Source organism: Streptomyces sp. 4F14, assembly GCF_048159485.1.
GTDB lineage: Bacteria > Actinomycetota > Actinomycetes > Streptomycetales > Streptomycetaceae > Streptomyces.
The window spans coordinates 286,986-304,871 of the sequence record NZ_JBLRVY010000004.1 but is presented as its reverse complement, the minus strand read 5'-3'; the positions used below and the strand labels follow the sequence as shown (position 1 = coordinate 304,871).

18 protein-coding genes and 1 pseudogene are annotated in these 17,886 nt (G+C 70.5%); 17 read left to right on the top strand and 2 right to left on the bottom strand.

Translation table 11 applies throughout. The features are described 5' to 3' along the window. Positions 1-6 precede the first annotated feature (6 nt). The 4 genes from ACLZOT_RS08495 (at position 7) to ACLZOT_RS08480 (ending at position 3,752) form a co-directional block, all read left to right on the top strand. A complete protein-coding gene (locus ACLZOT_RS08495) occupies positions 7-1,008 on the top strand; it encodes a hypothetical protein (protein ID WP_416968141.1) in 1,002 nt (333 codons plus the stop codon). A 79-nt stretch (positions 1,009-1,087) separates the two neighbouring features. Continuing rightward, entirely contained in the window at positions 1,088-1,933 is an 846-nt protein-coding gene (locus tag ACLZOT_RS08490) for a hypothetical protein (RefSeq protein ID WP_416968140.1), read from the top strand. A 606-nt stretch (positions 1,934-2,539) separates the two neighbouring features. Continuing rightward, a complete protein-coding gene (locus ACLZOT_RS08485) occupies positions 2,540-3,307 on the top strand; it encodes a hypothetical protein (RefSeq protein WP_416968139.1) in 768 nt (255 codons plus the stop codon). Positions 3,308-3,506: 199 nt separating this feature from the next. Continuing rightward, a complete protein-coding gene (locus ACLZOT_RS08480) occupies positions 3,507-3,752 on the top strand; it encodes a hypothetical protein (RefSeq protein ID WP_416968138.1) in 246 nt (81 codons plus the stop codon). A gap of 27 nt (positions 3,753-3,779) precedes the next feature. Here the strand turns inward: ACLZOT_RS08480 and ACLZOT_RS08475 are convergent, their stop codons facing one another. Then, entirely contained in the window at positions 3,780-4,934 is a 1,155-nt protein-coding gene (locus tag ACLZOT_RS08475) for an ROK family transcriptional regulator (protein ID WP_416968137.1), read from the bottom strand. Positions 4,935-5,102: 168 nt separating this feature from the next. On the opposite strand from ACLZOT_RS08475, the gene ACLZOT_RS08470 reads away from it, so the two are divergent. The 9 genes from ACLZOT_RS08470 (at position 5,103) to ACLZOT_RS08430 (ending at position 13,578) form a co-directional block, all read left to right on the top strand. Beyond that, positions 5,103-5,984, top strand: a complete 882-nt coding sequence (locus tag ACLZOT_RS08470; RefSeq protein ID WP_416968136.1) for a carbohydrate ABC transporter permease — start codon at positions 5,103-5,105, stop codon at positions 5,982-5,984. 15 nt (positions 5,985-5,999) lie between these two features. Further along, on the top strand, positions 6,000-6,899 hold the full coding sequence (locus ACLZOT_RS08465) for a carbohydrate ABC transporter permease (protein ID WP_416968135.1): 900 nt from the start codon (positions 6,000-6,002) through the stop codon (positions 6,897-6,899). Between the two features lie 13 nt (positions 6,900-6,912). Beyond that, positions 6,913-8,241 carry an ABC transporter substrate-binding protein gene (locus ACLZOT_RS08460; protein WP_416968134.1) on the top strand — a complete coding sequence of 443 codons (1,329 nt, stop codon included), beginning with the start codon at positions 6,913-6,915 and terminating at the stop codon, positions 8,239-8,241. 29 nt (positions 8,242-8,270) lie between these two features. Then, positions 8,271-9,473 carry a Gfo/Idh/MocA family protein gene (locus ACLZOT_RS08455; RefSeq protein ID WP_416968321.1) on the top strand — a complete coding sequence of 401 codons (1,203 nt, stop codon included), beginning with the start codon at positions 8,271-8,273 and terminating at the stop codon, positions 9,471-9,473. A 106-nt stretch (positions 9,474-9,579) separates the two neighbouring features. Next, positions 9,580-9,807 carry a hypothetical protein gene (locus ACLZOT_RS08450; protein ID WP_416968133.1) on the top strand — a complete coding sequence of 76 codons (228 nt, stop codon included), beginning with the start codon at positions 9,580-9,582 and terminating at the stop codon, positions 9,805-9,807. Next, a complete protein-coding gene (locus tag ACLZOT_RS08445; RefSeq protein ID WP_416968132.1) occupies positions 9,804-10,400 on the top strand; it encodes a methyltransferase domain-containing protein in 597 nt (198 codons plus the stop codon). Before ACLZOT_RS08450 ends, ACLZOT_RS08445 begins: the two co-directional genes overlap by 4 nt. Then, on the top strand, positions 10,397-11,680 hold the full coding sequence (locus ACLZOT_RS08440; RefSeq protein WP_416968131.1) for a salicylate synthase: 1,284 nt from the start codon (positions 10,397-10,399) through the stop codon (positions 11,678-11,680). The genes ACLZOT_RS08445 and ACLZOT_RS08440 overlap by 4 nt, the downstream gene beginning before the upstream one ends. A gap of 135 nt (positions 11,681-11,815) precedes the next feature. Continuing rightward, on the top strand, positions 11,816-12,820 hold the full coding sequence (locus ACLZOT_RS08435; protein WP_416968130.1) for an NADP-dependent oxidoreductase: 1,005 nt from the start codon (positions 11,816-11,818) through the stop codon (positions 12,818-12,820). 86 nt (positions 12,821-12,906) lie between these two features. After that, a complete protein-coding gene (locus tag ACLZOT_RS08430; protein ID WP_416968129.1) occupies positions 12,907-13,578 on the top strand; it encodes a TetR/AcrR family transcriptional regulator in 672 nt (223 codons plus the stop codon). 11 nt (positions 13,579-13,589) lie between these two features. Here the strand turns inward: ACLZOT_RS08430 and ACLZOT_RS08425 are convergent, their stop codons facing one another. Continuing rightward, the gene (locus ACLZOT_RS08425) at positions 13,590-14,102 is read right to left on the bottom strand and encodes a TetR/AcrR family transcriptional regulator (RefSeq protein WP_416968320.1); all 513 of its coding nucleotides are present in this window, start codon (positions 14,100-14,102) and stop codon (positions 13,590-13,592) included. Positions 14,103-14,133: 31 nt separating this feature from the next. Between ACLZOT_RS08425 and ACLZOT_RS08420 the strand changes: the two are divergent. From ACLZOT_RS08420 to ACLZOT_RS08405, 4 genes and pseudogenes are all read left to right on the top strand, one after another. After that, positions 14,134-14,853 (top strand): annotated as a pseudogene (locus ACLZOT_RS08420) (SDR family NAD(P)-dependent oxidoreductase); the annotation flags it as partial. A 9-nt stretch (positions 14,854-14,862) separates the two neighbouring features. Then, positions 14,863-15,327: a winged helix-turn-helix transcriptional regulator gene (locus ACLZOT_RS08415; RefSeq protein ID WP_416968128.1), complete on the top strand. Its 465-nt coding sequence runs from the start codon at positions 14,863-14,865 to the stop codon at positions 15,325-15,327. 171 nt (positions 15,328-15,498) lie between these two features. After that, positions 15,499-16,842 (top strand): SCP2 sterol-binding domain-containing protein, encoded by a 1,344-nt coding sequence (locus ACLZOT_RS08410; protein ID WP_416968127.1) that lies wholly within the window; start codon positions 15,499-15,501, stop codon positions 16,840-16,842. A gap of 50 nt (positions 16,843-16,892) precedes the next feature. After that, the gene (locus ACLZOT_RS08405) at positions 16,893-17,855 is read left to right on the top strand and encodes a PDR/VanB family oxidoreductase (protein WP_416968126.1); all 963 of its coding nucleotides are present in this window, start codon (positions 16,893-16,895) and stop codon (positions 17,853-17,855) included. Positions 17,856-17,886 lie beyond the last annotated feature (31 nt).

Genomic DNA, 17,886 nt, shown 5'->3' with positions numbered 1-17,886 from the left:
CCCACCTTGAACGAGCCCCACCTCGACCGGCGCCTCTTCCTGCGGGCCGGCGCCGCCACCACCGCCGCGCTGACCGTCGGGACGACCCTGGGCGCCCAGCCAGCCGTCGCCGCGCCCGGCGGATTCCCCGACTACAAGTACGTCCGCACCCTGCTGACGGCGTCCCAGCTCAAGTACAACCCCACCGGCGAGATCATCTTCCCCTGCGTCCGGGGCGTCTACGACAAGCTGTCCTCCCGCCTCGGCCGCTACTACCTCTACTACGCGCCGCACGACGCGCCCGGTGGGATCTGCCTGGCCTACGGCGACTCCCTGGAGGGGCCGTTCACGGAGTACCCGGCGAACCCGATCGTCTCCAACAAGTGGGCGCCCCACTACTCCGTCACCCACGTCTCCTCGCCCCACGTCCTGTGGAACCAGGACGCCAAGGAGTTCTGGCTCTACTTCCACGGCGAGAACACCACGACCCGCCTCGCCCGCTCCACCGACGGCATCCACTTCACCTACGACAAGGTCGTGCTGTCGGCGTCCATGCTCCCCTCGGGCACCACCGAGACGTCGTACGCCCGGGTCTTCCGCCACGACCTGCCCGCGCGCGGCGCCCGCTACGTCATGGTCTTCATGCTGAACAACACCACCAACCACCGTGACATCCACTGGGGTTGGTCCGCCGACGGCCGCACCTGGACCTACGACCAGAAGCCGCTGATCCGGCACAGCGACGTCGGCGCCGTCAACGTCGGCGGCCCGCACCTGCTCCAGCGGGACGGCAGCACGTACGTCGTCTACAACAAGGACAAGTCCAGCGGCGGCGACATCATGATCACCGAGGTCGGCAACGACTTCAGCAAGCGCAACCACCTCGGTGTCTTCTACAACTCCCGCAGCTCGGCCCCGGAGAACGGAAGGGCCGCCGCGCCCGCCTTCGGCACCGACGGCGGCGTCCCCTACATGATCTTCGAGGCGGGCGAGCGGCTCGCGGGCGCGATAGCCGTGGCCCGGGGCTGAGCCCCCTCGACGCACGACCGGGGGCCGGCATCCATGCGTCCGGCTCCCTCAGCACCACCACCTCGGAAGGAACCACCCCATGCTCAACCGCCACCTGCGCCAGGCCGTCGTCGCGACCGCCGCGATCACCGCCGGGATGCTGATGACGGCGTGCCAGAGCGGCACCGACGACTCCTCCTCCGGCGCGAAGGAATCGGCCGCCGCGGTGTCCAACGCCAAGGACGCGAAGAACGGCGTCAGCGGCTCGTTCACCAACGGCAAGGTCACCTACCTCGCACCGGGCAAGTACACCGTCGCCGTGCCGGGCAAGGCCGACCAGGCGTTCACGGTCGCCGACGACACGAAGGTGTACGGCACCGGGACGATCTGCGGCGAGGCCGGGTCCAAGGTCGACGCGCCCTGCACGCTGGAGGAGTTGGAGGCGGCTGCGAAGAAGGGGGCCGTCGACGCGGATGTGGAGATGAAGGACGGGGTCGCGACGCTGGTGACCGAGCGGCGGGGGGCCTCGGGCTCGGGGTCGTCCGGGTCCGGGTCGTCGTCGTCCGGGACGTCGGGTTCCGGTTCCGGCTCTGGCCAGGGCTCCGGGTCCGGTTCCGGTTCGGGTTCCGACTCCCGCGACACCGTCGTCGAGGACATCAACAAGGGCAAGGGCGTCAGCGGGACCTGGTTCGGCAACGTCTCCTACCTCGCGCCGGGCAAGTACACCGTCTCCGACATGAAGGGCACCGAGCAGCAGTTCCTCGTCGCCGAGGACACGAAGATCATCGGCTACGACGACATCTGCGACGCCGTGAACACCGGGCCGGGCGGCGAGGGCGGCGTCGAATGCACCGAGGCCCAGTTGGAAGCCGCCGCGAAGAAGGGCTTCACGGCCGAGGTCGTCATCAGCAACGGCATCGCGACGAGCATCCGCGACGACAACTAACCGCCGTTCCGGTGGACGGGCCTCGTGCCCTGACACCGTGACGACGGTCCTCGCCACTCAGTTGTGAGCGGCGAGGACCGTCGTTGGTATCCGCACTCCGTCACATGAGCTCGTTCCCGGCATGCGCGAACCACCCCCGGGGGCGCGGGGGTGAACCGAACGTCGACGGCGCTTTGTACTCCTGGAGGAGGTCCATCAGCCGTTCAGTGGGCTTGCCCGGTGGCCGTCGGAGGTGAGCGCGATGTACTTGTCCTTCCGGCAGCCCGCCGGCCCCGGCGGTACTCCTGCTCCGGACGCGATCCGGTCACGCTCCTCGCGTGGGGATAGCGCCACCACGGCCAGGGTCAGGCTTCGGCGCCGGCGAAGCCTCGGCGGGCCTGTGCCTGTCGCACGGACCGGTGACGGCGCGAGCGCATTTCGCAGACGATCTGGTGCGCCGTGCGCCCGATGTGTGCGCTCTTGTAGGCATGGAAGATCCGGCCGAGGATCGTTGCTCGACGGGCTGCTCTCTTTTCTCTCGGCCTGCTGTCCAGGGCACCTTTCTTTCGAGAAGGGTGCCGTCGGCCGCCGCCGATGACAACGAAGCACTCACAGAACAGGATTCGCATGACTCGACGGACGGTCAGCCGCGCCTGGCGGCTGGTGCTCAGTGCGACGGCCGGCCTGTGCGCCTTCACGGCCACGGCCTCGACGGCCACCGCGTCGTCGCCGGAGCGGGATGCCGGACGAGCGGCAGCTTCCGGTTATCTGAACCTGCACCAGTGCTCGTACTACGCGAGCTCGCTCGACGACCATTTCAGCACGTTCGTGACCCCGAGCGGCGACGGCCGGTACTCCACCGGCACGAAACGCTCCACCACCGCCGACACCACGGCGGTCTGCGGCCCGGGCAACGGCAATCACGTACCCGTCCCGATCCTGCACGGCGTCAAAGCGCTGCCCCTCGCCTCGGGGCGCTACCTCAACCTCCAGCAGTGCGACTACTACCGCAGCGCGAGTACCGACCGTTTCACCACGCTGGTGACGCCGAGTGGCGACGGCCGGTACTCCACCGGCACGGCGGTCTCCGACACGCCCGTGACCAGTCCGGCCTGCGGCCCGGGCAACGGCAGCCACGTGCCCAACCCGGGGCTCTCGGGCGCCGTCGCCCTGGACCTCACCGCCGGCCGCTACCTCAACCTGCACCAGTGCGTGTACTACTCGGAGAGGCTCGCCAGCCACCTCACGAGCGTGGTGACGGCCCCCGACACCCGCTACCGGACCGGCACGAAGGTCTCCGACACCGCCGACTCCAGCCCGTCCTGCGGCCCCGGCAACGGGGACTACGTCCTCATCCCGCTCCTGTCGGCCGTCAAGAGCATCTCCCTGAGCTGACCTGACCGGCACGGCCCTCGTCCGCCCTCGTACTGTCCCGTTGAGCACCGGCTCGGCGGGGCAGCGTGTCCTGCGGAGCAGCCGAAGTCCGGTCTGAGGCGTTGCCCAGGGACAGCGTCCGGCTTCTCGGACGGAGCCCGTGCGCCGACTGCCGCGGCGGCCCGTTCCCGGTGCCCGGGCGGTCGGGCCGGACCGGCCGATGTGTCACCACGGCCTGGAGGCCGACGGCAGTGTGCGCATCTTCCTGGCTGAAGAGGCCGGCAGGGACGCCGGGTTCACCGAACGGTTCGTGATGTTCTTCCTCGTGTCCTTTTGGCGGGGCGGGAAGCTCCCCCGCACCTGGATGAAGACGGTCGCCCAACTTCCCATGACCGTGGGCGACTCCACCTACGACCCGCTGTTCCCCTACGGCTTCGGCCTCACCTACGCCGGCACGTCCCGCTGATCCCGCGCTGGCGCCCCGGCCGGTTCTTCAGGAAGCCGCCCCCAGCACCAGCATCTGAATGGCCAGCACAGCCGCCCCCCGGGCCCAGTCGTGGAAGTCGGACACCTTCGTCTCCAGGTCGACCGGCGCGGCCAGGGGGTGCCGGTTGGCGCGGATCGTCTCCCGGACCGTCTCCCCGGCCGCGTCCATGATGCCGACGCCCTCCCCGGCGAGCAGGATCTTCTGGGGGAGGGCGAAGTTGGCGATCTGGGCGACGAGGGTGCCGAGGGCGCGGGCGGCCTCGGTGATGACGCGGGCGGCCATGGGGTGGCCTTGGGCGGCGAGGGCGAGGATCTCCTCGTAGGTGAGGTCGTCGCCGGTGGCGGCTCGGAGCTGGTAGCGGATGCTGGGGATGGTGAGGAGGGAGACGGCGCTGCCGCGTTCGCCGTCGGGGGTGAGGGGGCCGTCGGAGGCGACGATCCAGTGGCGGCCGACGCCGCGGTCCTCCTCCGTGGAGGGCACTCGCCGGCCGCCGAGGACGAGGCCGTAGCCGATCCCGGCGCCGATGGTCAGCACGGCGAAGCGGTCGAGGCCCCGGCCCGCGCCGAACCAGGTCTCCGCCTCGACCAGCCCCGCGACGTCGTTCTCGACGACCACCGGCAGCCCGGTGCGCGTCTCGACGAGCGCGGCGAGCGGTACGTCGCGCCACCCGAGGAACGAGGACTCCTTCACCAGGGCCCGGTCGTGGACGAGACCGCCCACGCCGATGCCGATCCCGGCGAGGGACGGGTGGCGCAGGGCGAGTTCGGCGGTCATCTCGGCCAGCAGGTCGGCGACGTCGTCCGGGTCGTGGCCGGTGAGGGGGAGGTCGAGGCGGTCGACGACCTCGCTCCTGAGGGTGGTGACGACGCCGTACACCATGTCGGCGGTGATCTTGAAGCCGAGGAAGGAGCGGGACTCGGCGACGATGTCCAGCGGCTGGGAGGGACGCCCCTGGCGCAGTCCGGCCGGGGCGCCCGCCTCGGGGACCTCGACCAGCAGGCCCGATTCGATGAGCGGCTTGGTCAGCCGGGTGAGGCTGCCCTGGGAGAGGCCGAGGCGGCGGGCGAGTTCGGTGCGCGAGAGCGGGCCGTGGCCGAGCACCTCGATCGCCACCGAGCGTTCTCCGGGGCTCAGCGGCAGCCAGCTGGCGGTTGTGGTCATGGACGCGGACCCTCACATGATTTCTTCTGCTGTGAAAGCAACTGGGGCCAGCTTAGGTCGAGAACGGCTCACCGGGGAAGGTTTGTGCACGCCTCTTGACGTCACATACTTCCGGCTCAAAAGTATGTGGCGGCAGGGTGAGCCACCGCAGACCTAGGGAGTCGCCCTATGACCAGTCCCCCAGCACGAGGCGACGGCCGCCTCGCCGCCGTGTTCCTCGCCCCCGCCCTGCTGGGCTTCACCGTGTTCCTCCTCTGGCCCACCCTGCGGGGCGTCTACCTCAGCTTCACCCGCTACAACCTGCTCACCCCGGCCGAGTTCACCGGCCTCGACAACTACGTCCGCATGGCGCGCGACCCGATCTTCTGGAACTCACTGAAGGTCACGGTCGCCTACGTGTTCATGAACATCGGCGTGCAGACCGTCACCGCCCTCGCGATAGCCGTCCTCCTCCAGCGCCTGACCCGCTCCGCCACCCTGCGCGGGATCGTGCTCGCGCCGTACCTGATGTCGAACGTCGTCGCCGGCGTCGTCTGGCTGTGGATCCTCGACACCCAGATCGGCATCGGCAACGAGATCGTCACCGCGCTCGGCCTCGACCGCATCCCCTTCCTCGCCGACGAGACCTGGGCCCTGCCGACGATCGCCCTGATCAACGTGTGGCGGCACGTCGGCTACACCGCGCTGCTGCTCTTCGCCGGGCTCCAGGCCATCCCGGACACCCTGTACGAAGCCGCCCGGGTGGACGGCGCGGGGGAGTGGCGGATGTTCTGGCGGATCACGATGCCGCTGCTGCGCCCGGTCCTCGCGGTCGTCCTGATCATGACGGTCATCGGGTCGTTCCAGGTCTTCGACACCGTCGCCGTGACGACCGGCGGCGGCCCGGCGAACGCGACCGACGTGCTCCAGCTCTACATCTACCAATCCGCCTTCGGCCGCTTCCAGATCGGCTACGCGTCCGCGATGTCGGTCGCCCTGCTGGTCGTCCTGAGCGCGATCACCGTCCTGCAGTACCGGCTCACCCGGGCCGGCCGCACCGACCTCGGCTGACGGAAGGAGCCCGACATGACCGGCATACGTCCGCCCGCGCGCAGGTTCTCCCCCGGCCGGGCCCTGGCCTGGACCGCGCTGGGACTGATCGTCCTGATCACCCTGCTGCCGTTCTACTGGATCCTGCGCACCGCGCTGTCCACCAACGCCGGACTCACCGCCCACCCCACCGACCCGCTGCCCGTCGGCCTCACCGGCTCCGGCTTCGCCCGCGCACTGGGCCTCCAGTCGGCGAAAGAGGCCATCGCACAGGGCGGTTCGGGCGGCGGGCTCAAGTTCTGGCGCTACCTCCTCAACTCCGTGACCGTCTCGACCCTGGTCACCGGCTGCCAGATCTTCTTCTCCTCGATGGCCGCCTACGCCTTCGCCCGGCTGCGCTGGCGCGGCCGGGACGCGGTGTTCGGCCTGTTCCTCGCGGGCCTCATGGTCCCGGCCCTGTTCACGCTGCTGCCCAACTTCGTCCTCATCAAGGACCTCGGCCTGATCGACACCCTGCCCGGGATCGCCCTGCCGACGATGTTCATGACGCCGTTCGCGGTGTTCTTCCTGCGCCAGTTCTTCATGAACATCCCCACCGAGGTCGAGGAGGCCGCCCTCCTCGACGGCGCGGGCAAGGTGCGGATCTTCTTCCGGGTGCTCCTGCCGATGGCGTCCGGGCCGGTCCTCACCCTGGCCGTCCTGACGTACATCACCGCCTGGAACGACTACTTCTGGCCCCTGATGGTCTCCTACAGCGACAGCTCACGGGTCCTGACCGTGGCGCTCGCCGTCTTCCGGTCCCAGAGCCCGCAGTCCGGCACCGACTGGTCGGGCCTGATGGCCGCCACCCTCATCACGGCCCTGCCGATGCTGCTGCTGTTCGCGTTCAGCGCCCGCCGCATCGTCGGCTCCATCGGCTTCACCGGAATCAAGTAGAGGGGACACGGACATGCGGAGACGCGGAGCGAGGGCGCTGACCGGAGCGCTGGCGCTGTCCCTGACGGCGGCCTGCGGAGCGGGCGCGGGGGCGTCGTCGGACACGGTGACGTACTGGCTGTGGGACGCCAACCAGCTGCCCGCCTACCAGGCGTGCGCGCGGGCCTTCGAGCGGGAGAACCCCGAACTGCACGTGAAGATCACCCAGTTGGGCTGGGAGGACTACTGGACCAAGCTGACTGCGAGCTTCATCGCCGGCACCCAGCCCGACGTGTTCACCGACCACGTCCAGAAGTTCGGCCAGTTCGCCGACCTCAAGGTGCTCCAGCCCATCGACGGCCTCGACCCCGCCGCCTACCAGCCGGGCCTCGCCGACAACTGGACCGGCCAGGACGGCCGCCGCTACGGCGCCCCGAAGGACTGGGACACCGTCGCCCTCTTCTACAACACCCGCTACACGAAGGCGGCCGGCCTCACCGCCGCACAGCTCAACGACCTCTCCTGGAACCCCCGGGACGGCGGCACCTTCGAGAAGGCCATCGCCCGCCTCACCGTCGACGAGAAGGGCCGCCGGGGCGACGAACCCGGCTTCGACCGACACCATGTCAAGGTGTACGGCCTCGCCAGCGGCGGCGCCGGAGACGCCGACGGCCAGACCCAGTGGAGCACCTTCGCCGCCTCCGCCGGCTGGACCTACACCGACGAGAAACGCTGGGGCACCGAGTACCAGTACGACAGCGAGACGTTCCAGTCCGTCGTCCGCTGGTACTTCGGGCTCGCCGAGAAGGGTTACCTCGCCCCCTTCAGCACCTACTCCGTCTCCAACCCGGCGAACGTCCAGGTCTCCTCCGGCAAGGCCGCCGCCGCGTTCGACGGCGCCTGGATGATCTCGACGTACGCCGCCGCGAAGAACCTGGACGCCGCCACCGCCGTCCCGCCCGCGGGCCCCACCGGGAAACGCGCCACCATGATGAACGGCCTCGCCGACTCGGTCACCCGCAAGGCCCGCAACCTGCCCGGCGCCCTGAAATGGGTGAAGTACCTGTCCTCCGACGCCTGCCAGAAGGCGGTGGGGGAGTACGGCATCGTCTTCCCGGCCACCCCCGAGGGCACCCGGGCGGCCGTCGCGGCCTACCGGAAGAAGGGCATCGACGTCAGCGCCTTCACCCGGCCGGTCACCGACACGAAGGACTTCACGACCTTCTCCTTCCCGATCACGAACTACGCGGCCGACGTGTACGCGCTCATGCGCCCGGCCATGCAGGACATCTACGCCAACGGGAAACCGGTCAGCGGACTGGACGAGACCAACCGCCAGATCAACCTGATCCTCTCCCAGTGACCCCCCGACCCATGAAGGGCACGCACCCCATGACGTTCTCGCTCGGCATCGTCGGCGCAGGCCAGTTCTCCGGCCAGTTCGCCACCCTCTTCCAGGCCCACCCCGGCGTCGGCGACGTCTACGTCACCGACCTGCTGCCCGAAAGGGCCGAGCAACTCGCCGCCGCACAAGGGCTTTCGGGCACCTTCCCCACGTACGACGCCATGCTGGAGTCGAAGGCCGTCGACGCCGTCGCCATCTTCACCCAGCGCTGGACCCACGGCCCGCTCGTCGTCCAGGCGCTCGGCGCCGGGAAGCACGTCTACTCCGCCGTGCCCATGGCCGTCAGCACCGAGGAGATCGCGGCGATCATCGACGCCGTCCGGGCGACCGGGCTGACGTACATGATGGGGGAGACCAGCCAGTACAACCCGGCGACCGTGCACGCCCGCGACCAGATCGCCAAGGGCGCCTTCGGACGGCTCTTCTACGCCGAGGGCGACTACGTCCACGACATGGACCTCGGGTTCTACGAGGCGTACCGGTACAGCGGCGGCGCCAACTGGAAGGCCACCGCCAGCTATCCGCCCCTCCTGTACCCGACCCACGCCGTCGGCGGGGTGCTCGGCGCCTGGCAGACCCACGCGGTCAGCGTGTCCGCGCTCGGCGTCGTGGACGAGCGGGGCGACGGGGTGTTCGACAAGGCGGTCAGCCAGTTCGGCAACGACGTCTCCAACGCGACCGCGCTGTTCGAGGTCGCGGGCGGCGGGTCGTTCCGTACGAACGAGTTCCGGCGCGTCGGCTATCCCTCCCACATCCGGGAGTCACGGTTCCGGTTCTTCGGCACCGAGGCCAGCATGGAACAGCTCGCGACGGTCGCCCTGTGGCAGGACAAGCAGGGGGTCACGGACATCAGCGAACTCCTCGAACCCAAGCCCACGCTGTCCCCCGACGACCCCTCGCTCCAGCACATCGCCCCCGACCTGCGCGCCGCCTTCACCTCCGGCTCCGCCCCCGTCCACGACCGCACCCGCCTGCCCCGCGCCTTCGACCACCTCCACAACGGCCACGAAGGCAGCCACCACTTCCTCGTCGACGACTTCGTCACCGCCGTCACCACCCGCACCCTCCCCCCGGTCAACGCCTGGCAGGCCGCCCGCTACACCCTCCCCGGCGTCATCGCCCACGACTCCGCCCGCCAGGGCGGAGCACGCCTCCAGATCCCGGACTTCGGGGACGCGCCGCAGGGGTGACGGGCGCGTACGGAGTGATGTGACTTGTATGAAGGCGCCGAAGTGCACCGGAACGGGGCGCTCACTCTGTTCCGGAGGGGCGGGCGTCAGGGCGACTCTGTGATCGATGGCCGCGAGGGCCACGACCCGGAGGTGCGCCGTGTACCTGTTCGACAACACCTGCGCCCAGGTCGCCGGACGTTCCACCGCCCTGGAGACGTCCTACGACCCCATATCGCGCCGCCAGCTGGAGCTGACCGGGCTCGCCGAGGGCTGGCGTTGCCTGGAGGTCGGCGGGGCGGCGGTTCGCTGGGCGCCTGGCTCGGGGAACGGGTCGGCCCAGACGGCCAGGTGACGGTCACCGACCTCGAACCCCGCTGGTCCGACGGCCACGCATGGCCCGACCATGTACGCCCGCAGCGCCACGACATCGTCCGCGACCCGCTTCCGCCGGACGCCTACGACCTCGTCCACGCCCGTCTGGTCCTCCTGCACCTGCCCGAACGCCACCAGGTGCTGCGCCGCCTCGTGGCCGCCCTCAAGCCCGGCGGCCGGCTGGTGCTGGAGGAGTTCGACTGCGGCTGGACCCCCGTCCTGCACGCCCCGGACGCCGCCGCGGCCACCCTCTTCGAGAAGGTCCACACCGCGGTGATGGACCTCCTCCGGGACGCCGGCGCCGACCCCCTCTGGGGCCGACGGGTCCTCGGGGCGATGGCGCGGGCCGGGCTGACCGACCTGACCGCGACCACCTACGCCGAGGCGTGGCACGGCGGCGGCGCCGGGATCGCGCTGCACCGCGTCAACGTCGACCAGATCGCCGACACGATCGGCGTGAGCGGTACCGAACTCGCCGAGTTCAGGGCCCTGTTGGCCGACCCGGCGTTCACCGTCAACTCGTACCCCCTGATCAGCGCCCGGGGCCGCCGCCCCCACGAGGAGCCACAATGACCCGACGGCACTACCGGGAGGCCCGCCTGCCGCTGGCGGAGCAACCGCCCGACCTGATGGCACGCCTGGTGCGCACCGGCCGGTTCGCGCCGTACGTCGTGTACGAGAACGACGGCGAGTGGGCGCTGGCCGGCGGCGCCCTGGCCGACGTACGGCTCAGAGACAGACCGCCGGGTGACCTCGCCCAGGTCGGGGAGGAACTGGCCGGTCTGCCGGTCGACGGCTGGCGTGCCTACGGGTGGGCGGTGTTCGAGCTGGGGCCCGCGCTCGCCGGAGCCGACCCGGCCGGCCTCGGCACGCTGCTGCACCTCATCGTGCCGGCCGAGGAGGTACGGGCCCGGCACGGCGAGGTGCTCGTCCGGTCCGTGGACCCCGACCGGCTGGACGCGCTGATCCGCCTGGTGAACGCCGGTCCCGGCGCCGAACCGAAGCCGCCCGAGCCGCTCGTGCTGTCCCTGGAGGACACCGGGAACTACCGGGCGGCGGTCGCGGCGGCCCTGGTCGAACTGCGTGCCCCCGGACCGCTGGAGAAGGTGATCCTCTCCCGGCGCGTCCCCGTCGCCGCCGACGTGGACCTCGTCGCCACCTACCTGGCCGGACGCCGCGCCAACACCCCCGCCCGCTCCTTCCTCCTCGACCTCGGCGGGATCCAGGCCGCCGGCTTCAGCCCCGAGACGGTCGCCGAGGTCACCTCCGACGGCCGCGTCACCACCCGCCCCCTGGCCGGCACCCGCGCCCGCACCGGACACCCCGCCGAGGACGCCCGCCTGCGCGCCGAACTCCTCGGCGACCCCAAGGAGATCCACGAGCACGCCATCTCCGTGAAACTCGCCCTGGAGGACATCGCCGCCGCCTGCAACGACACGTACGTCAGCGACTACCTCACCGTCGTCCCCCGCGGCACCGTCCAGCACCTCGCCTCCACCGTCACCGGACGACTGCGCCCCGGCCTCGGCCCCTGGCAGGCGCTCGCCGCGCTCTTCCCCGCCGTCACCGCCACCGGCATCCCCAAAGCCCCCGCCTACCCCCTGATCCGCGACCTCGAAGGCGGACCGCGCGGCCTGTACGCGGGCGCGGTCCTCACCTGCGACGCCGACGGCACCCTCGACGCCGCCCTCGTCCTGCGCACCGTCTTCCGGCGGGGCGGCCACTGCTGGCTCCAGGCCGGCGCCGGGATCGTCCGCCACTCCACACCCGACCGGGAACACGAGGAGACCTGCGAGAAACTGCGCGGCGTCGCGGACCATCTCGTCCCGGTACGGCCGGCAGGGCGGTCCTGACCGCGTCCAGACCGCCCCCGTAGCCCGCGCGCCCTGGCACATGCCGTGGTTATGTACGCCGTACATGTACGCTATACATGTACGGCGGAAGAGGCGCGCGCCGAGCGTGCCCGAACCAGGACGAGGAGCGGTGCGATGCGGGGATACGTGTTGACCAAGTACGGGAAGCCGGACGTCATGGAGCTGAGGGAGGTCCCGAAGCCCGTGCCGGGGGCCGGGGAGCTGCTGATCCGGGTGCGCGCGGCGGGGCTGAACCCCGTTGATTACAAGATCCGGGAGGGGCAGCTCAAGGTGATCCACCGGCTGCCTCTTCCGGTGGTCGCCGGCTCCGAGCTGGCCGGTGTCGTGGAAGGCATGGGGGCCGGTGTCGAGGGGTTCGAGGTCGGCGACAGGGTGATGACCCGTGTCGATCCGAACCGCCTCGGTGCCCTCGCCCCGTACGCGACCGTCGCCGCTGACCTGGTCGCGCCGATGCCCGAGAAGCTCGACTTCGACCAGGCGGCGGGGCTGCCGCTGGCCGCACTGACGGCGCTCCAGGCGCTGCGGGACGAGATGCGCGTACGGCCGGGCCAGCGGATCCTCATCATCGGCGGCGCCGGGGGAGTGGGGACGTACGCCATCCAGCTCGCCGTATGGATGGGCGCGCACGTGACGACCACGGCATCGTCCGCCGGCGAGGAACTGGTGCGCTCGCTGGGCGCGGAGCGGGTCATCGACTACAAGACCACCCGCTTCAAGGACGTCCTGAGCGGCATGGACGGCGTCTTCGACCTGGTCGGCGGGCAGGATCTGACGGACAGTTTCGGCGTCGTCAGGTCCGGTACGACGGTGGTGTCCGTCGGCGGCGTGCCCGAACCCCTCACCGCCCGCAAGGACCTCGGTGCGGGCTTCGTTCTCGCCGGACTGTTCTCCGTGATGAGCGCGAAGACCCGCCGCCAGGCCAAGGCGCACGGCGTCGGCTACCGCTTCCTGATGATGCGGCCCAGCGGAACGGACCTGCGCACCCTCGCCGACCTCGTCGACGAAGGACACGTACGGGCCGTCGTGGACCGGACGTTCCCGCTGGAGCGGGCGGCGGACGCCTTCGCCTACCTGGAGACCGGCCGCGCCAAGGGCAAGGTGGTCGTACAGATGCCCTGAACAGCGCCGACCCCTGATCGCGTACGGTGGGTGAGCCCCGGCCGCACCCGGGGCGCACGCCCGTCAGGAAGGAAGCGGAGACCGCGATGACCTCTCCCTCGCAGGGCCGGGGCCGCCGGGCCGGCCTCTCCCGCCCGGTCCTCGTGGCCGGCGCGACCGAACTCGCCGACGCGGAGGGCTTGGACGCCGTGACGATCCGGCGTCTGGCGCAGCGGCACGGGGTGTCGCCGATGGCGATCTACGCGCACTTCAGCGACAAGGACGCGCTGCTCGATGCGCTGGGGGATGCGGTGCTGGCGCAGGCGCAGCGCGTGGGGGGCGGGCCGGAACGGGGTCTGGAGGAGATTCTTACCGAGTTCGTCGCCCTCCTGCGCACGCATCCCGTCCTTGCCCCGCTTGCCGCCCGCCGCATCCTGGACTGCGACGCCGGACGCGACGTCGTCGAGTCCGTCCTGACCCGCCTCGGCGACGAGGGCCACACCCCTCAGGAAGCCGCCTCGGCCAGTCAGTTCCTCCTCTCGGCCCTCGTGGCCCTCGTCACCGGCGAACCCGGCCGCACGACCGGCACGGACGACGTCCAGGCCCATGGCCAGTCGGTACGCGAACGCCGCGCCCGCCTTCTCGCCCTCGACCCGGCCCGCCATCCCCGCGTCATCGCCGCCGCCGACGTGTTCGCGGACTGCGCCGATCCCGAGACGTACTACGCGGACGGGGTGCGGAGGTTGGTGGCGGGGGTGCGGGTGAAGATCGGCCGCTGAGGGGCAGCCCGTCAGGTGAGGCCGCGGACGGCGTGCACCGCCGTGTCGTAGAGATCGAACAGGTCGGCCTGCCCGCGCAGGCGTGTCCATTCCTGTGAGGCGGCCTGCATGCAGGTGATCGCCGAGGCCGTGATCGCGCGAGCCTGGAGGGTGCGGCGGTCGGAGGCGGGCAGCCGTGGCTCGATCAGCGGTGTGAACAGGTCCTGCCAGTGGGCCTGCTTCTCGGCGTGCCCGGCGCGCAGGGAGTCGTTCCCGAACAGGGGCGTCATCACTTCGAGGCTGCTCTCGGCGCTGGTCTCGATCTCGTCGAGCACCTGGAACGCCGCGCGCAGCGCCGACCAGGGGTCCTCGTCGGCGGGGCGTCCGGCGAGTCGCGCGGCGATCAGTTCGCCCTGCTGGTCGAGGCCGCTGAGGGCCAGGTCCTCCTTGGCGCGGAAGTAGTCGAACAGGGTCCGCCGGGAGACACCGGCCGCGGCGGCCACCTCGTCGACCGTGGTGGCGTCGTAGCCCTGGGCGGCGAACAGCTCCGGCGAGCAGGGAGCGCATCACCGCGCGGGTCTGTTCGTCGCCCGCCGCGCCGACCGGCTGGAGGAACTGGCCGCCGAACTCGCCCGCGCCCACGGCGTCACCGTGACCGCCATCGCCCGCGACCTCGGCGAGCCCGGCGCCGGCCGCACCCTGCGCGCCGGCCTCGAAGCGCGCGGGATCCACGCCACCGGGCTGGTCGACAACGCCGGCTTCGCGGACGAGGACCCCGACCGCCTCCAGAGCATGATCGCGTTGAACGTCGGCGCCCTGGTCGACCTCAGCCGCGCCTACCTCGAACCGCTCACCGCCGCCCGCACCGGCATCCTGATCAACGTCGCGAGCCTCCTGGGCTTCCAGCCGACCCCGTACCTGAGCGTCTACGGCGCCACCAAAGCCTTCGTCCTCGGTTTCACCGAGTCGCTGTGGGAGGAGACCCGCGGCAGCGGGCTGCGTGTCCTGGCCGTGTGCCCCGGCGTGATGGACAGCGAGTTCTTCGACGCCGCCGGCAGCCAGTCGGCCGACTACGGCACGAAACGCGTCTCCGCCGAGTACGTCGCCAAGAAGGCCCTGGACACCCTCGACCGCCGCTCCGCGCCCCCGTCGCTGCTCACCAACGGCCGGGCCCTGGCGCTGACGGGCAGGCTCCTGCCCGCCGCCGGGTCGTTCAGGCCATGGGTGCGATGCGGCACGTCTGACGGTCGGACAGGCGCGGCTCGACGCTCTCGGTTGCGTGAAGCAACGTGCTAGGTTCGCAGCATGTTGGGCCGTATGTACGACAGTCAACTGTGCTCCATCGCCCGGACTCTGGAAGTCGTGGGGGAGCGCTGGACCTTGCTGATCATCCGCGACGCGCAACTCGGTCTGCGCCGCTTCGAGGAGTTCCAGGACAGTCTCGGGATCGCCCGCAACGTCCTCACCAACCGGCTCTCCAAGCTCGTCGACGACGGGCTGCTGGAGCGGGTCTGCTACCAGGAGCGGCCCGCCCGCTACGAGTACCGGCCCACCGAGAAGACCAGGGATCTGCTCGCCGCGATTCTCGGCCTGATGCACTGGGGTGACGAGCACGCCGCGGATCCGGCCGGCCCGCCGCGGATCGCGAGCCATGTGGGGTGCGGGGGAGACGTCAGGGAACGGCTCGTGTGCACCCGGTGCGAGCAGACGGTGGGGGCGGACGCCGTCGACCTGCTTCCCGGCCCGGCGCTCACGGATGCGCCGGCCTGACGTGTGAAACGCCGGTCGCCCGGTCCGGGGTGACGTCGCGCCGAACGGTGTGACCGTCGACCCGGCCGATGATCATGGTTCATCGTGAGTTGCTTCATGCAACTCACTTGGCTAGGGTGCGAGTTGCTTAATAAAACTTGCAATCACTCTCCCCCCATGAGGTGACGTTCGATGGCCAGGAACAGGCTCGAAGACCACCCCACCGTCGTCCAGGCCCGCAGCCGCGACCGCACCGCCGCCCGGCCCGCCGAACCGCTGGACGCGTCGTGGCTGCGCCAGTTGTGTCTCGACGCGGGAGCGGACGACGTCGGCTTCGTCGAGATCGGCCGGCCGGACATCGCCGACCAGCGAGAGGACCTGGACGCCGCGCTGCCGGGCGTCCGGACGCTGATCAGCTTCGTGACCCGGATGAACCGGCAGAACATCCGCACCCCGGCGCGCTCGGTCGCCAACCTGGAGTTCCATCACACCGGCGACCACACCAACGAGATCGGCCGCCAAGTGGTGGGCGAACTCGAAGCGTTGGGCGTACGGGCCATCAACCCCGCGATGGGCTTTCCCATGGAGATGGACAAGTTCCCCAGGAAGGCGTGGGTCGTCTCGCACAAGCCGGTCGCCGTGGCGGCGGGGCTCGGCAAGATGGGAATCCACCGCAACGTCATCCACCCGAAGTTCGGCAACTTCGTCCTGCTGGGCACGATCCTCGTCGATGCCGAGGTCAGCGAATACACCCGGCCGATCGAGTACAACCCCTGCCTGGAATGCAAGTTGTGCGTGACGGCCTGCCCGACCGGCGCTATCGCCTCCGACGGCCACTTCAACTTCTCCGCCTGCTACACGCACAACTACCGCGAGTTCATGGGCGGTTTCGGCGACTGGGCCGAGCAGGTGGCCGAGAGCCGTGACGCCCACGACTACCGGGCGCGCGTCAGCGACAGCGAGAGCGCCTCGATGTGGCAGAGCCTGTCCTTCGGCGCCAACTACAAAGCCGCCTACTGCATGTCGGTCTGCCCGGCCGGGGAAGACGTCATCGGCCCCTGGCTGGACGACCGCAAGGCACACCTGACCCAGGTCGTACGCCCGCTGACGGACAAGGAGGAGACCGTCTACGTCGTCGAGGGCTCCGACGCCGAACAGCACGTGGCCGCCCGGTTCCCCAACAAGCGGACGAAGCACGTGGCGATGAGCCTGCGCGCGCACAGCATCGACGGCCTGGTGGAGGGCCTGCCGCTGATCTTCCAGCGCGAACAGGCCAAGGACATGTCCGCCACCTACCACTTCACCTTCACCGGCGACGAGTCCCGGCAGATCACCGTGACCATCCGCGACCGCGAACTCGACGTCGCCGAGGGGCACCACGGCGAGGCGGATCTCCGGGTCACCGCCGACACGCGCACCTGGCTGGCCTTCCTCGCCAAGCCGTCGACGCTGGCGTGGGCGCTGGTGCGCCGGCAGATCAAATTGCACGGCTCCCCCCGACTGCTGCGCGACTTCGGACGGTGCTTCCCGTCCTGACCGGACCCGACCAGCACGCTTCTGTACGGCGAGACAAGGAAAGGCAGCTCATGAGCACGCCCAGCATCGACGTCGGACTCGACCTCGTGGCGGAACGCAAGGAAACGGTGGCCGATGGCGTCGTCCTGCTGACCCTTCGCGCCCCGGACGGCCGTCCGCTGCCGCAATGGCAGCCCGGAGCCCATATCGACCTCGTACTGGGAGCCGGTCTGGTCCGGCAGTACTCGCTGTGCGGGGACCCGGCGGACCGCTCCCGCTACCAGGTCGCGGTCCTGCGGGAGCCGGAGAGCCGGGGCGGGTCACGTCACGTGCACGACGCCCTCGCGGAAGGCGAACCGGTACGCGTACACGGGCCCCGCAACCACTTTCCGCTCGTGAAGGCCAAGAAGTACCTGTTCATCGCGGGCGGCATCGGGATCACCCCCATCCTGCCGATGATCGCCGCCGTCAACGCGACCCGCGCCGACTGGACCCTCCTCTACGGGGGCCGCACCCGGGCCTCGATGGCGTTCGGCGAGACGCTGCAACGGGCCTACGGGAAGCGGGTGAGCCTGCGGCCCCAGGACGAGTACGGGCTGCTGGACCTGCCCGCGCTGCTCGGCAAGCCGCAGCGGAAGGCCGTCGTCTACACCTGCGGTCCCGAACCGCTGCTCGCGGCCGTCGAGGCCGGCTGTGAGAAGTGGCCGAGCGGAACTCTGCACCTGGAGCGCTTCGCCCCGAAACAGGACCTCGCCGCCGAGCCGCTCACCACCTTCGAGGTCGAACTGGCCCGGTCCGGCAGGACGCTGACGGTCTCCGAGGGCATGTCCGTCCTCGAAGCCGTCGAGAACGCGGGCGTGCCGGTGATGACCTCGTGCGAGGAGGGGATCTGCGGGACCTGCGAGACCAAGGTGCTGTCCGGCGAGATCGACCACCGTGACTCGGTACTGGACGAGCAGGAGCGCGCCGCTGGCGACACCATGATGATCTGCGTCTCCCGGGCCAAGGGGAACCGCCTGGTCCTCGACCTCTGACCGACTGGGCGGAGAGGCGTACGGCCGGTGA